Source organism: Kitasatospora sp. NPDC022785, assembly GCF_055561295.1.
Window position 1 is genome coordinate 52522 of record NZ_JBVHHB010000020.1, and the last position, 14258, is coordinate 66779.

Here is a 14258-nt window from a genome sequence, read left to right on the forward strand (position 1 = left end):
GCCGCGTCGGCGGGGCGGCCGGTGCCGGCCTGTCGGACACGGCACCTACGCTGGCGGGCATGTCGCACTCACTGCTCGCCGCCGTCCGGGACACCGCGGCCGCCGAGGACTTCCTGCGCTGCACGGCGGACTTCGACCTCGGCGGCACCGAGCACGTGGAGGAGGTCGTGCTCGCCTCCGGTGACCGGCTGGAGCCGATCGCCGGGGACGGCGCCGGCGGCACCTACTTCTTCTGCGGGGAGGGCGGGGAGGAACGGCCCGTGCTCTACGCCGACTCCGAGGGCGGCGCCGCGGTGGTGGCGGTCGGACTCCCGGAGCTGCTGCGGCTGTTGCTGGCCGTCCCGTGGTGGCGGGACTGCCCGGGGTTCACCGCCGAGGAGAGCGCCGAGGCGGCCGGGTGGTACCTGGAGGACGAGCCGGGCCTGCTCGACGAGCGGGACGCGGCGGCCGCCGCCCTCGGGCTCGCACTCCCCACCGACGCCGAGGCGCTGGCCCGGCTCCGGTCAGTGGCCACCGGGCCCGGGCCGGGCCGCGACCTCGTGCTGCTCAACGCGGAGGAGGGCAACCCCTACGCCCCGCTCCTGCACTGATCCGCGGGGTCAGCCGATCACCGCGGGCCGGGCGGCGTTCGCCGCCGCCACCACGGCCTCGGTGGTGACCACCTTGGCGAACCGCATCGCGTGCAGCACCGTGCTGGTGGCGCGGGCGAGTTCGGCGGCGGGGACGGTGACGCCGTCGGGACCCGTCATGTCGAAGGCGTGCATCGCGTCGGCCGGGAAGATCGCGTCGTAGCCGAGGTTGCCGGCCATCCGGGCCGTGGTCTCGTTGCAGACGTTGGTGATGATCCCGACGATGACCACCTGCCGGGCGCCCCGCTCCTGGAGCCAGGCGTGCAGGTCGGGCGTGCCGTAGAAGGCGCTGTTGACCTGCTTGGTGATGTGCAGGTCGGACTTGGCCGCCGCCACGAAGTCCTTGAGCTCGTACCCCGGGATGCCCGGCACGAGTGGGCCGCCCTTGGAGGCGTGCTGCACCGTCACGATCGGCCGTCCGGTGCTCTCCCAGGCGTCGATGAGCTCGCCGATCCGCCGCTCGGCCCCGGGGTTGTCGCGCTCGCCCCAGAACGCGTAGTCCTCGAAGCCCTTCTGGACGTCGATGACGACGAGGACGGCGTCGGGGTCGAGGGTGAGGGGGGCGTCGAAGGCGCTGGTGTTCGTCATGCGTCCATCGTGCTGCGCCCCGGGGGCCCTTCGTGATGGGCGCTGCCGCCACCCATCGATAGTTTTCTGCCATGCGGATTGTGGGTTGCCTGATCTTCGAGGGTGTCCGGGCGTTCGACTACGCCGTGATCGGGGAGGTGTGGTCGAACCGGCTGACCCGCCCCGGGCTGCCGCGCTTCGAGCTGCGGGTCTGCGGGCCGGAGGGGTCGCGGGTGCGGTTGGGCGGCGGGCTGGAGCGGGTCCCGGACTTCGGGCTGGAGGCGCTGCCGGAGTGCGATCTGATCATCGTGCCGGGGATGGAGATGAACGAGCCGCGCGACCCGGCCGTCCTCGCCGCGCTGCGCGCCGCGCACGAGCGGGGCGTCACCATCGCCTCGCTCTGCGCGGGCGCGTTCGTCCTCGCCGAGGCCGGTCTGCTGGACGGCCGCACCGCCACCACACACTGGGCGCTCGCCGGCGAACTGGCCCGCCGCTTCCCGGAGGTGGAGGTCCGCCCGGAGGTGCTGTTCACCGGTGAGGGCGACCTCTGGACGTCCGCCGGGGTGGCGGCCGGGATCGACCTCTGCCTGCACCTGGTCCGCGCCGCCCACGGCCAGCAGGCCGCCGCCACCATCGCCCGCGCCATGGTCACCGCGCCCTTCCGGACCGGCGGCCAGGCCCAGTTCATCCCCTCCCCGGTCCCGGACGACGCCGTGGACGACACGCTGGCCCGCGCCCGCGCCGAGATCCTGGCCGCGCTGGACACCCCGTGGACGGTCCGCCGGATGGCCGGGGTGGCGCTGATGTCGGAACGCTCCTTCGCCCGCCGATTCGTCGAGGCGACCGGCACGACGCCGCTGCGCTGGCTGCTGGAGCAGCGGGTGCTCGCCGCCCAACGCCTGCTGGAGGAGACGGACCTGCCGGTGGACGCCGTCGCCGTCCGCTGCGGCTTCGGCTCGGCGGTGTCGCTGCGGCCCGCCTTTGTCTCCCGGGTGGGCGTGGCGCCGCGCGAGTACCGGCGGACCTTCCGGGGGCGGGCCGGTTAGGGCTTGCCCCTAGCGGATCGTCCCTCCCGGCGGCCGGGCGCTCACCGGCGCACTGCGATCCATGCGCGGGGCCAGCCCGTCCAGCAGGTTGGCCAGGCCGAACTCGAACAGGGCGTCCAGCTCCATGTCGTAGCCGTCCGGCAGCTCCGCCACCAGCCGGCTGAACACCGGGAACCGGCCCGAGGCGGCGAGCGCGCGGAGGGTGGGGAGCTGGCCGTCCATCCACTGGTCCTCGTCGACGCCGGTTGCGGCCCGGGCCTGGGCCTCCCGCTCCAGGTGGACGGCGATGCCCTCGACGTAGCTGTACAGCAGCACATGGATCTGCAGCACGTCCGGCGTGGAGAGGCCGTGGCCGTCCAGCGCGGAGAGCGACCACTCGGCGTGCGTCATCAGGTTGGGCAGCAGCAGCGGCCGGGTGACCGGGCTGATCTGGGCCAGCCAGGGGTGACGGCGGAACACCGCCCACAGCGTCCGGGCGCCCAGCTCCAGGCGGGCCCGCCAGCCGGCGGGCGGTTCGGCGGGGTAGGTGCCATCGCCGAAGGCCGCGTCGGCCGCCAGCAGGACCAGCTCCTCCTTGCTGGTGACGTGGCGGTACGGGGACATCGCGGAGACCCCGAGCCGGGCCGCGACGGCGCGCATCGAGAGCGTGGCCAGCCCCTCGGCGTCGGCCAGCTCCAGGGCCGCCCGGATGATCCGATCCCGGCTCAACTCACCCTCGGGAGGAGCGGGTTGGGTCGGCCTGGTGGAGGCGTGGGCGAAAGTCGGGGCGGGCGCCTGGGCGGGGCCCGGGGTGGGGCTCGCCACGATGGTGCCGACGCGCGGGAGGGCCTCCACCAGGCCCTCCAGGCGCAGCACGGTGAGCGCCTTGGTGGCGGTGGCCAGGGCGACGCCCCAGTCCTGCGCGATCCGCCGGGTCGAGGGCAGGCGCTCGCCGGGGGCCAGCTCCCCGGTGGTGATGCGCCGCCGCAGGTCGGCGGCGATGCGCTGGAAGGGCGGGTCCGTCTCCGGTGCCATGCTGCCGAACTCCTTGGAAGATATTTTTTTCGCCACTGTCGGTCCTGTACTAGATCAGACGCCACCAGCGCGGATGGCTGTCACGAGCCTTCTGTACTAGCTCAGATGAGACCCTTCGGCGTTGATGTGGATCTTGCGGCGGCCTGAATTTACGTCGTACATTCATCATGCTTACAGCGTACAGACACGCCGGCCCGGGCGCAGCAGTCCGGAGACGGCCGCACAGTGGCCGCCGTACCGGCACGGCAACGGGGGAGACTCACATGAAGACCGTCCTCATCTCCGGCGGAGGCATCGCCGGCAACGCACTCGCGTTCTGGCTGCACCGCCAGGGCTTCGCCCCGACCGTCGTCGAGATCGCCCCCACCCTGCGCGGCGGCGGCCAGGCGGTCGACATCCGGGGTGTCGCCCTCGGCGTGATCGAGCGGATGGGCCTGACCGGGCAGGTCCGCGCCGTCCGCACCCGGATGCGTGGCATGTCCGTCCTCGACCCCGACGGCAAGGAGGTGCACCGCTCCGTCGAGGCCACCTTCAGCAGCGGCCGGCTGGACAGCGACGACGTCGAGCTGCTCCGCGAGGACCTCGTCGCGATCCTGCACGAACACACGGCCGGTGACGTCGAGTTCATCCACGGCGACACCGTCACCGCCCTCCGCGAGGACGAGCACGGCGTCCACGTCACCTTCGCCCACGGCGGGCCCCGCACCTTCGACCTGGTGGTCGGCGCCGACGGCCTGCACTCCCGGGTCCGCACGCTGGCCTTCGGCCCGGAGGAGCAGTTCCTGCACCACCTCGGCACCCACCTCGCCATCTTCAGTGCCGACAACTTCCTCGACCTGGAGGACTGGCAGGTCTGGCACCGCGACGGCGACGCCGGCTACGGCATCTACCCGGTGCGCGGCAACAGCGAGCTGAGGATCGTCTTCGGCTACGGCAACCAGGACCCCGCCGTCCGGGACACCGAGCGGACCAGGCAGCTGGTCGCCGAGCGGATGGCGGCGCTGTGCTGGGAGACGCCCCGGATGCTGGAGGCGCTGCACCGCGCCCCCGACTTCTACGCCGACGCGATGGCCCAGATCCACCTCGACCACTGGTCCACCGGCCGGACCGTCCTGCTCGGCGACGCCGGCTACTGCGCCTCGCCGCTCTCCGGTCAGGGCACCAGCCTCGCCCTGGTCGGCGCCTACCTGCTGGCCGACGAACTCGGCCACGCCCGGGCCGCCGGCGAGGGCCACCGTGCGGCGTACGAGCGGTACGAGGAGCGGATGCGCCCCTTCGTCGCCCTCAACCAGGCGCTCGCCACCGAGAACCCCGGCGGCCCGGCGGCAGAGGAGTCGGTCGAGCGGGCCAAGAACGCCATCGAGCTCGACCGCTGAGCAGACGCTCGCGCCACCTGCCGACGCCGGACCACATCACCACGGAGGAAACCGCGGGGCCGTCCGCGAGTTCCTCGCCACGCTCGCCTGACGTGCCGCCCGCGTGTCCGGGCGGCGCCCCCACGGCCCTGGCGGGCGTGGCGGTACCGGCCGGACACGGACCACAAATTGACCCATCATTTCTGCAAATAACTGCACCATAGAGCGGGTCGTTCCGGCGCCTAGAGTCGTAGACACAAGGCCACGGCGGAGTGCCGGAGCAGCCGCAAGACCAGGGAGAACACTGTGAACACCAGCACGAACACCGCCGCGCTGAAGCCCGTCCTGACCCGCGCCGCCGAGGCCGAGACCACCAGCGACCCGAGCAGCGTCATGACCCTGCTCGCCGACTGCGGCACCGACGGCAGCCCGATCACCAGCTACCGCTCCACCTTCGCCAAGGGCGCGGTCGGCGCCCCCGCCCACTTCCACACCCGCGCCTCGGAGCTGTTCTTCGTCATCGGCGGCGCCCTCCAGGTGCTGGTGGACGACGAGGTGAAGACGCTGCACGAGGGCGACTTCCTGCTCGTCCCCCCGCACACCCCGCACGCCTTCGCCGCCGCACCCGGCTCCGAGGCCGACGTGCTGTTCACCTTCACGCCCGGCATGCCCCGCTTCGACTACCTGCGCCTGCTCGGCCGGGTGATGCGCGGTGAGGCGAGCCCGCAGGAGATCAAGGACTCCTCCGAGCAGTACGACAACCACTACGTCGACAGCCCGCTGTGGCGCGCCACCCTGGAGGCGGCGGCCAAGTAACGGTCGTGGCGCGCCCGCCGGTCAGGGGTGGGCGAACGCCGTGCTGGCGAGGGCGACGTGCACCGCGGTGCCGCCCAGGATGCTCAGCACGGCGTTGCGCCGCCACAGGTGCAGGCCGAGCGTGGCGGCCAGGGCGAGGACGGTGGGCGCGGCGTAGGGCGGGCTGGTGAGGGGGAGGTCGCGCAGGGAGTAGACGGTGAGGATCACCATGACGCCGACCGGCATGCGCGCGCTCAGGTAGTGGAGCGTGGCGCTGGCCCGGAGCGGGGCGAGAGCGGCGAAGGGGAGCGCGCGCAGGCCCCAGGTGACGGCGGTCGAGACGCCGATGGCGGCGAGCAGGTAGGGCGTGTCAGGCACGGGCCGGGTCCTTCGGGGTCGGGCCGGGTGCGGCGGTGCGTCGTTTCGCGACGGCGTGGCGGGCCAGCAGCCCGGCGGTGAACAGTCCCGTCGCGGCGAGCAGCATCTGGCCGGGGAGGACGAAGCGCGCGGCCAGTGCACAGACCAGGGCCAGGGCCGGGGTGGGGATGTCGCGCCGGGCCCGGTAGGCGTCGACGGCCAGGACGACGAACAGTGCGGTCAGTGCGAAGTCCAGCCCGACGAGCCGGGCGGGGGCCAGCGCCCCGAACAGCGCGCCGGCCGTGGCACCGGCCACCCAGTAGGCCTGGCAGAGCACCTGGAGCCAGATGATGCGCCGGCCGGTCCAGGACCGGGCCCCCTCGCCGGTGGTCAGGGCGTAGGCCTCGTCCGTCATGCCGAAGGTGCTGTAGGCCTTGCCGAGCCGTCCCTTCACCCGGTGCAGGGGGAAGGACAGCGCGTAGAAGACGTGCCGGAAGTTCACCAGGAGGGCCGTCAGGGCGATCTGCGCGAGCGGGGCGACGGCGACGACGAGCCCCACGAGCAGGAATTCCAGCGAGCCGGCGTAGACCAGCGCGGTGAACGCGGTGGCCCACCACCAGTCCAGGCCCGCGTGGACGACGAGAACGCCGAACGCGATGCCCAGCGGGAACAGCCCCAGGCCCACCGAGCTGGAGTCCCCGAACGCCGCGACCAGGTCGGCCCGGGGTGCCGGGGTGGGGGCGGGGTCGGACCGGAGCGGTGCATCGGGGCGGGTGAGCGTCCCGGCGGGTGAGGAGTCCATAGGAGAAATTCTAGGATGAATTCCTGGTAATATGGTTTCCAATTATTGCCTTGGAGTCGCCCGATGAGTAACAAAGAAACACTGGACGGCATTGATCGTGAAATCTTGTTCCACCTGCGCCAGGACGGCCGGCTGACCAACGTGGAGCTGGCCAAGCGGGTCGGCCTCACGCCGCCGCCCTGCCTGCGCCGGGTCAAGCGTCTGGAGGACGCGGGGATCATCGCCGGCTACCGGGCCCGGATCGACCCGGCGGCGGCCGGCCGCGGCTTCGAGGTGGTGGTCGCGGTCGAGATCGGCGTCAACGACCTCCAGACCGTCGAAGAGTTCGAGGCGGTGGTGACCTCGTACGAGGAGGTCGTCGAGTTCCGCCGGCTCTTCGGCCGCCCCGACTACTTCGTCCGCGTCGCGGTGGCGGACCACGCCGCCTACGAGAGCTTCCTCACCGGCAGGCTCATGGGGCTGCCGGCCGTGGCGAGGGTCGACTCCCACCTGACCATGAAGAAGATCAAGGGCGACGACTGAGGGCGCACGGCGGGGTGGCGGCCCCCGGTGCCGCCACCCCCGGGGTGCGGGTCAGCAGTTGCAGTGCCACTCGTGGTCGAGCGGCGGAGTCCGGTCCGGCACGGGCGTGGGGTTGACGGTGCGTGCGGCGGTCGCGGGGTGGACGGTCCGGCCGGCCTTGAGGGTCTCGGCGACCTCGATGTGCTGGATCTCCTCCGGGTCGACCGTCACCGGGTTGGCGCTGAGGATCACCAGGTCGGCGAGCTTGCCGACCTCGATGCTGCCCTTGCGGTCCTGCTCGTCGTACTGCTGGGCGGCGTTGATGGTGATCGAGCGGACGGCGTCCAGGGCGGACACGCACTGCTCCGGCCCGAGGACGACCTTGTCGGTGCGGGTGCGGCGGGTGACCTGGCTGGACAGGATGGCGATCGAGTTGGGCAGCGCCACCGGGGCGTCGTGGTGCGAGGTGTAGGCCATGCGCCGGTCGAGCGCCCAGCGCGCCGGGGAGATGTTCGCGGCCCGCTCCTCGCCGAGGACGGTCTTCCGGTACCAGTCGCCCCAGTAGAACGTGTGCATGGAGAAGAACGACGGGATGATCCGGAGCAGCGCGAACTCGTTGATCTGGTCCTCGCGGGCGGTCTGCGCGTGGATCGCGACCGTGCGCCGGTCGCCCGGCCCGGCCTCCGCCGTGGCGGCCCTGACCGCGCCGATGAACTGGTCGATCGAGGCGTCCCCGTTGACGTGCGCGAGCACCTGCCAGCCCTTGGCGTACGCCGTGAGCACCTGCCTGAGAACGACGGCGTCGTCCTTGACGGCCGGGTAGCCGCAGTAGTCGTCCGGCTCGTTCCCCGGCGGCGTCTTGTACGGCTTGCTGAGCCAGGCCGTGCGCCCCTGCGGCGAACCGTCGAGGAACATCTTCACGCCCGCCGCCCGCACGCCGTTGACGTACTCCGGGCTCGCGCCGACCGGGTCCGTGCCCGGGTCCTTCTCCAGGGCGGCCGTGGCCTGGTCGGCGCGCGCGTAGGCGACGACGTCGATCTCGAACGGCACGGCGGCGGCGATCTCCCGCAACGCGCCCAGGTTCGTCAGGGTGGCGCCGCCCTCCTGGACGGTGGTGAAGCCGAACGCGGCCGCCGATGCCGCGCCCTTGCCGAACAGCCCGAGCTGCGCGGCCATCGGGAGGCCCGCCAACGCGGTGTCCGAGGCGGGGGAGAACGCCGCCTCCTCCAGTACCCCGTTCGGCTCGCCGTGGGGCTCGGCGATGACGTCCTCCCACCGGCGGATGACCCCGCCCTCCGGATCCTTGCGGTTCGAGTCGTAGCCGAGCGCCTCCAGCCCGAGGCTGTTGACCGCCCCGAGGTGGAAGGACTGGTGGATCGCCAGCACCGGCCGGGAGGTGGAGACCTCGTCCAGGTCCTTCCGGGTGGGGTGCTGCTTCTCCGCCAGCATCGCGTCGTCGTAGCCGAACCCGACGATCCACTCCGACTCCTGCCCGACGTCGGTGTCCGCCCAGTCGCGCAGCTTCTGCTGCAGCGAGGCGATGGTGGTGACGTCGCCGTCCGGAGCGGCCAGCAGATTGGCGATGGTGGCCTGGAGGCCGATGCCGCCGAGGTGGCCGTGGGCGTCGATGAACCCGGGGAGCAGCGCCCGGCCTTCGAGGTCGCGCACCTTCGTCCGGAGGCCGCCCCAGCGGTCGACGGCCTCGGCGTGGTCGCCGACGAAGACGATGACGCCGTCCTTGACCGCCACCGCCTCGGCGGTGGGCGGCTCGGCGACGGTCACGATCTCGCCGCCGTGGAGGATGAGGTCGGCCTCCTCGTACGGTGCCGGAGTCTCCGGTGTCGTGTGCTGCTGATCGGCCATGGTCGGGTCCCCTTGCCAATGGATACGTTCGGTGCTGGTGGGGCTACCCAAGGTGATCGCGTTCAACCTGGTGGATCCCGAAAGCGCGGCCGGCGGTGCGGCGCGGCCGGCGGGGCCGGTCGGCGGGGCCGGTCGGCGGGGTGGCAGCCCTCAGCGCCGCCACCCCGCCCGGGACTTTGCGTCGGACGGGGTATCGGCGCGTGAAGGGCGATCAGTTGAGCCAAACCCCACCTTGGGGGGAACGTGGTGCGGAAGGGGCGGGGAAGTGCGCCGGGCGGCGCCCGCCGATCAGACGGCGACGACGTCGGGGGCCTGACCGAATCCGAGCTCGGTGAAGCCCGGAGCCGGGGCGATCAGCGCCCACACGAACTTGCCGACCCCACCCGCACGCGGACAGCAACCCCAGCGCTCGGCAAGCTCGTTGACGAGAAGGAGGCCGCGTCCGCTCTCGTCGTCGGCGGACGAGGGGCGGACCGTCGGTCGCCCGCCGCCCGCGTCGTGGACCTCGATCCGGAGGCGGTCCGTGATCAGCGCGAACCGGATCTCGACCATCCGGTCCGGCGGCGCGTCACTGTGCCGGACCGCGTTGGCGAACAGCTCGCCGAGCAGCAACTCGGCGATGTCCGCGTACCGTTCGCCCCTCGGCATCCCGGCCAGGTATGCGCGCAGCATCAGGCGCGCGAGCGGGGTGGACCCGGGCCGGGAGTCGAGCCGGGCCGCGAACTCACGCGGCCGGCGGGGGTCGGGGTGGAGCGGCCAGCGGTTGGCGCAGTTCTTGGGCATGGCGTGGCTTCCTCCTGGGGGATGGGGGAGCGGAACGGGCTCGCAGGAAGGCGTGCGGAATCACGCTGTGCAAGCAAAGGATTGCGTTCCGGTGTCAATCATCGGGGTGCGGAGATACGGTGACGACCGATCCGGAGTACCGGTCACGTGCAGCACGTGAGGGGAGACGACGTGTCACACCGGCGAGCGAAGCAGGGGCCAACGGCAAGCTCGGCCGTGATGTTCGGCGAAGAGCTGCGGTTCTACCGGGAGATGCTCGGCTACACGCAGGAGGAGTTGGGCAAGCTCCTGCACTGCAACCGGACGAACATCACCCGCTACGAGAGCGGCAAGCGCCGGATGCCGATCGACTCGGTGGAGGACGCGGACCGGGTGCTCAGCACGGGCGGCCTGCTGAAGCGGCTCTGGGAACGGGTCGACTGGGATGCGGAGATCGAGCACCCGGACTGGTTCCGGGACCATGCGGACATGGAAGCCGAGGCGGTTGCCGTCAGGGTCTTCCAGCACTCCGTCATTCATGGACTGCTTCAATGCCCGGAGTATGCGAGAGCGGTGTTCGAGGCCAGCGACGCCGCGGGGAATCCCGGGCTGATCGAGGAACGGACGCTCGCGCGACTGGGTAGGCAGAAGCGCTTCCTGGATCCTGACGGGCCGTTGTTCCTGGCCATCCTCGATGAGAGTGCCATTCGGACGGTTTTCGGTGGCCCACGAGTGATGCGGCGCCAGATGGAGCACCTTCTGGCTGTCGCGAAGCTTCCGAACGTCCTTATCCAGATCGCGCCGTTCGTGCACCGGCGGACCATCATCGACAAGTCGATGGTCCTGCTGGAGATGCCTGACGGCCGGCACTGGGTCTACTCGGAGAGCCTTGATCGTGGGCATCCCAGCGATGTTCCGGCGATCGTGTCGGGCCACCAGCGAAGCTATGATCGCCTCCGCGGGGAAGTGCTCCCGATGGGCGACTCGCTCGCGCTGATCGCCGACGCGCTGGAAGGGTTCAGGGATGACGAGGAACGAGCTCGACAGGCTCTCCTGGCTCAAGAGCAGCTACAGCGGCGGCAACGGCGGCGACTGCATCGAGGTGGCCCCCGGATTCCGAGGCGTCGTCCCGGTGCGTGACTCCAAGGACCCGCAGGGCCCCGCCCTCCTCTTCCCCGCCTCCGCCTGGCGCTCCTTCATTGCCGCCGTCCGGGCCGGCGACTTCCCCGGCTGACCGGTCAACTACGGTCACGAACGATCCCGCTCAACGGCTTTCGACCAGTACCGGTCCCGCGCTGGTGCAGTGAGTAACCGAACCGTTACCTTCACTGACTGTGCACGGATGACCCCTGTTCGACTCGACCGAGGCGGTAGGCATGGCACAGGACCCCCGTATCGACGTTGCGTTCACCCTCCGGGAAGGCGGCGCGGAGCCCACCCGGGACGAACTGGCGGAACTCGCCGGCTCCCTCAAGCCCGAGATCTGGTTCTCCACCCCGCTCTCCGACGCCGAACCGGGCGAGGGCGGCCGCGAGCCCGACGTCACCTGGGACCTCTCCGGTGCTCCGTACAAGGGGCAGGTCGCGACGGGCAAGGCGGCGGTCTACCTCGCCAACTCGAAGTTCGGCCTCAACCGGCCCTTCATCTTCGCGGACGGGTTCAACTACGGCGAGAGCGACCTCCCCGGGCTGTTCGCGTACTTCAACACGCCTTACGGCAACAAGCAGGGCCTCTTCGACCAACTGCTCGGCAGCGGCTTCGACGTGATCGTGCTCGGCTTCACCGGGCGGCACACCCACATCCAGGCCAACGCCGAGGTCGCGATCGCCGCGATCCGCCGGGCGATCCAGGAGCGCAAGAGCGACATCCCGCTGACCGTCGGCGGGGTGAGCATGGGCGGCATCATCACCCGCTACGCGCTCGCCAAGATGGAGACCGAGGACTCCGACCACCAGACCGCCACCTACCTCTCCTACGACTCCCCGCACAACGGCGCCTGGATCCCGCTGATCCTCCAGCAGATGGCGTACTTCTTCGAGGACTTCACCCCCGCCGGGCCCGACGGCGTCAAGCAGGCCGAGCTGATCCGGAGCCCCGCCGCGCAGCAGCTGCTCTGGGCCTGGGTGGAGAACTCCAAGTACTCGGGCGAGGTGGCCACCGCCAGCGAGCTGCGCGGGGAGTTCCTGCGGGACCTCGCCGCCGTCGGCAACTTTCCGCAGCGCCCGCTCAAGCTCGGCGTCTCCAACGGCCGGCGTGACGGCGTCGGCCGCCCGCTGCCGGCCGGTGAGGTGGCCTTCGACTGGCAGGCACTGGTCGCCAGCGCCACCGCCCGGTTCCAGGCGGACAAGGGCGAGAAGAAGCCGATCGGCGGCATGCACCTCGGCCTGGCGCTGCGCCGCAGCACCACCACCGAGGTCCCGGCGCTGGACGGCGCGCCCGGTGGCACCCTGGAGTCCTTCGGCCTGGTCGCGGACGCGCTGAAGGCGAAGATCGCCCACGAGTACCGCAGCGGCGCCTTCGTGCCGTCGGTCAGTGCGGCGGCGCTGGACTTCGACCCGGTGAAGTGGGACGTCAACCTGAACCTCTCCATCACCGGCGCCGACCTCGAGCGCGGACACCTGGACGAGGTCGCGTTCGACGACGACAACCACCCGCACAGCCTGGTCTCCGGAGTCCTGATCGACTGGATCGTGGAGCACCTCGCCGGCTGACCCCGCCCGCCTGCCGAAACCGGTTCGGAGCACCCCCGCGCATGGGCTACGATTTACCTCATCACCCAGATGCGCGGGTGGCGGAATAGGCAGACGCGCTGGATTCAGGTTCCAGTGCCCGAAAGGGCGTGGGGGTTCAACTCCCCCCTCGCGCACAGAGAAGTACCACCGAAACGGTGCCTCCCCAGTGACGGAAGTCGCTGTGGGAGGCACCGTTTCGGCGTTTGTTCGCCTGCGGGAACCTTCGCTCAAGAACTGACACCCCACCCGCACCGTACGGCGTCGCACGACGCCGCGCACCGGCTGCCCGCCCCCGCCAGGGGCGGGCAGCCGTCGTCGTTCCCGCGGGTGATGTGCTCGACCCGCTGTGAGCACACGCCTGACGGCCCGGTATTTTCGCGCGGAGCGCGGATCCCAGCGTGCCCGATTCCCGTGAGATGGAGCCCGATGACCGATCAGATGAGTGTCGCCCTCGTCAGCCTGCTCTTCACCGGCATATTGATCCTCGTGCCACTGGCGGGGGCCGTCGTCGCCGCCCTGTTCATCCGCCGCCGGGGGCGCAACGCCCGCCTGGCCATGGCCGGTTGCCTGGTCACGGCGCTGGGGCCGCTGGTCCTGGCCCTCGGCATGGCACTGGGCTCGGACACCCTCTACGGCAAGGTCGGGCTCGCTGCGGCGGTCGGCGTGCAGTCGGCGATCACTGCCGTGTTCTCCCTGGTCGGGCTCGGCCTGGTGCTCGCCGGAGCACTCGCCGCGCCGGTGCCGCCGCCGGCGGCCCACCGGGGTGGGCAGGTCTTCGTACAGCCGGTCGCGGATACCGCGTACCCGGCCTGACCGTGCCGCTCGAGCCGGAGGCCGGCCGCCGGTGCTCAGGCGAGGCCGACCTCCGGCGGGGTGGTCGCGTCGGCCGTGAGCCCGTGCCGGCGGCCCGAGCCGCCGCCCCTGCCGTCGGAGCACGGTCGGACCGCCACCGCCCGGCCGGGAGGCCTCAGTTCAGGAACGCCGCCGTGGTCGCGACGAACCGCCCGGGGTCGTCCACCCAGGGGTTGTGGCCCGCGCCGGGCTGCTCGACGTACGTGGCGCCGGGGAACAGGGCGGCGAACTCGGCCATCGCCGGCGGCGGGCTGTTGAGGTCGAACTCCCCGGCGAGCACGAGGACGGCGCCCTCCCAGGCGGCGAGCGCCGCACGGGTGGCCTCCGGGGCGAAGGCGCCGTCCGAGCCGAAGACGCCGACCACCTCCGGGTTGGTCGGGAGGGTGGTCACCTGGTGGCGTTGCGCCGCCTCGTCCCACCGGCCGTAGCCGAAGGGGGCGATGGCCTCCCAGTCGTTGCCCGTGCCCGCGGCGATCGCCTGCAGCGCGGCGGACGCGGCCGGGTACCACGGCTCGCCCGCCCGCAGCCGGGCGGTCTCCTGCCGGGTCTCGCCGCTGATGGCGATGCCGACGGCCCGGGTGCTGGGGGTGATCAGGGCGAGCCGGCCGACGTGCTCCGGGTGCCGCGCCACGTACTGGGCCGCCAGGTTGGCGCCGGCACAGTGGGCGAGCAGGTCGATCCGGGGAAGCCCGAGGTGGGTGCGGAGCGCCTCGACGTCGTCGACCATGCGGTCGCAGCGGTAGGAGGAGGGGTCGGCCGGCACCGCGGACCGGCCGGTGCCGCGCGGGTCCAGTACGAGCAGCCGGCGGTGCGCGGAGAGGCCGCCGAGCTCGCCGAGGTAGGCGGAGTCCGTGGGGCCGCCGGGGAGGCAGACGAGCGGCTCGCCCTCCCCGTGCACACGGTAGGAGAGCAGGGTGCCGTCGGGCGCGGAGAAGGTGGGCATGGCGTGGATCATGTCAGCGGCCTTCCCCGCCGGACAAGCG

Annotated in this window: 16 protein-coding genes and 1 tRNA gene; 10 read left to right on the forward strand and 7 right to left on the reverse strand. The window is 71.9% G+C overall.

The genetic code is table 11. From position 1 onward, the window contains the following. The first annotated feature begins 59 nt into the window (after positions 1-59). Entirely contained in the window at positions 60-590 is a 531-nt protein-coding gene (locus tag ACZ3YO_RS27190; RefSeq protein ID WP_465574095.1) for a hypothetical protein, read from the forward strand. Positions 591-599: 9 nt separating this feature from the next. Here the strand turns inward: ACZ3YO_RS27190 and ACZ3YO_RS27195 are convergent, their stop codons facing one another. Then, positions 600-1217: a cysteine hydrolase family protein gene (locus ACZ3YO_RS27195; protein WP_465574098.1), complete on the reverse strand. Its 618-nt coding sequence runs from the start codon at positions 1215-1217 to the stop codon at positions 600-602. 71 nt (positions 1218-1288) lie between these two features. Between ACZ3YO_RS27195 and ACZ3YO_RS27200 the strand changes: the two genes are divergently transcribed. Then, complete coding sequence (locus tag ACZ3YO_RS27200) at positions 1289-2242, forward strand: GlxA family transcriptional regulator (protein ID WP_465547443.1); 954 nt, start codon at positions 1289-1291, stop codon at positions 2240-2242. 9 nt (positions 2243-2251) lie between these two features. Here the strand turns inward: ACZ3YO_RS27200 and ACZ3YO_RS27205 are convergent, their stop codons facing one another. Further along, positions 2252-3256 carry a TetR/AcrR family transcriptional regulator C-terminal domain-containing protein gene (locus tag ACZ3YO_RS27205; RefSeq protein ID WP_465574101.1) on the reverse strand — a complete coding sequence of 335 codons (1005 nt, stop codon included), beginning with the start codon at positions 3254-3256 and terminating at the stop codon, positions 2252-2254. Positions 3257-3519: 263 nt separating this feature from the next. Between ACZ3YO_RS27205 and ACZ3YO_RS27210 the strand changes: the two genes are divergently transcribed. Both ACZ3YO_RS27210 and ACZ3YO_RS27215 read left to right on the forward strand, forming a co-directional pair. Next, positions 3520-4632, forward strand: a complete 1113-nt coding sequence (locus tag ACZ3YO_RS27210; RefSeq protein ID WP_465574104.1) for an FAD-dependent monooxygenase — start codon at positions 3520-3522, stop codon at positions 4630-4632. Positions 4633-4917: 285 nt separating this feature from the next. Further along, positions 4918-5427 carry a cupin domain-containing protein gene (locus tag ACZ3YO_RS27215; RefSeq protein ID WP_396325026.1) on the forward strand — a complete coding sequence of 170 codons (510 nt, stop codon included), beginning with the start codon at positions 4918-4920 and terminating at the stop codon, positions 5425-5427. A 21-nt stretch (positions 5428-5448) separates the two neighbouring features. Here the strand turns inward: ACZ3YO_RS27215 and ACZ3YO_RS27220 are convergent, their stop codons facing one another. Together ACZ3YO_RS27220 and ACZ3YO_RS27225 are read right to left on the reverse strand one after the other, a co-directional pair. Beyond that, positions 5449-5784: a branched-chain amino acid transporter permease gene (locus tag ACZ3YO_RS27220; protein ID WP_465574107.1), complete on the reverse strand. Its 336-nt coding sequence runs from the start codon at positions 5782-5784 to the stop codon at positions 5449-5451. Further along, positions 5777-6565, reverse strand: coding sequence for an AzlC family ABC transporter permease (locus ACZ3YO_RS27225; protein WP_465574110.1), 789 nt, complete (start codon positions 6563-6565; stop codon positions 5777-5779). Before ACZ3YO_RS27225 ends, ACZ3YO_RS27220 begins: the two co-directional genes overlap by 8 nt. Positions 6566-6628: 63 nt before the next feature. Here ACZ3YO_RS27225 and ACZ3YO_RS27230 point away from each other — a divergent pair, with 63 nt between their 5' ends. Next, positions 6629-7087 carry an Lrp/AsnC family transcriptional regulator gene (locus tag ACZ3YO_RS27230; RefSeq protein ID WP_465574113.1) on the forward strand — a complete coding sequence of 153 codons (459 nt, stop codon included), beginning with the start codon at positions 6629-6631 and terminating at the stop codon, positions 7085-7087. Between the two features lie 51 nt (positions 7088-7138). On the opposite strand, the gene ACZ3YO_RS27235 is transcribed toward ACZ3YO_RS27230, so the two are convergent. After that, a complete protein-coding gene (locus tag ACZ3YO_RS27235) occupies positions 7139-8929 on the reverse strand; it encodes an amidohydrolase (RefSeq protein ID WP_465574116.1) in 1791 nt (596 codons plus the stop codon). A gap of 288 nt (positions 8930-9217) precedes the next feature. After that, the gene (locus ACZ3YO_RS27240; protein WP_465574119.1) at positions 9218-9712 is read right to left on the reverse strand and encodes an ATP-binding protein; all 495 of its coding nucleotides are present in this window, start codon (positions 9710-9712) and stop codon (positions 9218-9220) included. 219 nt (positions 9713-9931) lie between these two features. Here ACZ3YO_RS27240 and ACZ3YO_RS27245 point away from each other — a divergent pair, with 219 nt between their 5' ends. The 5 genes from ACZ3YO_RS27245 (at position 9932) to ACZ3YO_RS27265 (ending at position 13236) form a co-directional block, all read left to right on the forward strand. Continuing rightward, complete coding sequence (locus tag ACZ3YO_RS27245; RefSeq protein WP_465574122.1) at positions 9932-10831, forward strand: helix-turn-helix domain-containing protein; 900 nt, start codon at positions 9932-9934, stop codon at positions 10829-10831. Continuing rightward, positions 10794-10925 (forward strand): DUF397 domain-containing protein, encoded by a 132-nt coding sequence (locus ACZ3YO_RS27250; RefSeq protein ID WP_465574125.1) that lies wholly within the window; start codon positions 10794-10796, stop codon positions 10923-10925. Before ACZ3YO_RS27245 ends, ACZ3YO_RS27250 begins: the two co-directional genes overlap by 38 nt. 142 nt (positions 10926-11067) lie before the next feature. Continuing rightward, the gene (locus ACZ3YO_RS27255; protein ID WP_465574128.1) at positions 11068-12402 is read left to right on the forward strand and encodes a lipase family protein; all 1335 of its coding nucleotides are present in this window, start codon (positions 11068-11070) and stop codon (positions 12400-12402) included. 71 nt (positions 12403-12473) lie between these two features. After that, a tRNA-Leu gene (locus tag ACZ3YO_RS27260) sits at positions 12474-12557 on the forward strand. 292 nt (positions 12558-12849) lie between these two features. After that, entirely contained in the window at positions 12850-13236 is a 387-nt protein-coding gene (locus tag ACZ3YO_RS27265; RefSeq protein ID WP_465574131.1) for a hypothetical protein, read from the forward strand. Positions 13237-13390: 154 nt separating this feature from the next. Here ACZ3YO_RS27265 and ACZ3YO_RS27270 read toward each other — a convergent pair whose 3' ends face one another. Then, positions 13391-14218 (reverse strand): alpha/beta fold hydrolase, encoded by an 828-nt coding sequence (locus ACZ3YO_RS27270; RefSeq protein WP_465574133.1) that lies wholly within the window; start codon positions 14216-14218, stop codon positions 13391-13393. Positions 14219-14258: the final 40 nt, after the last annotated feature.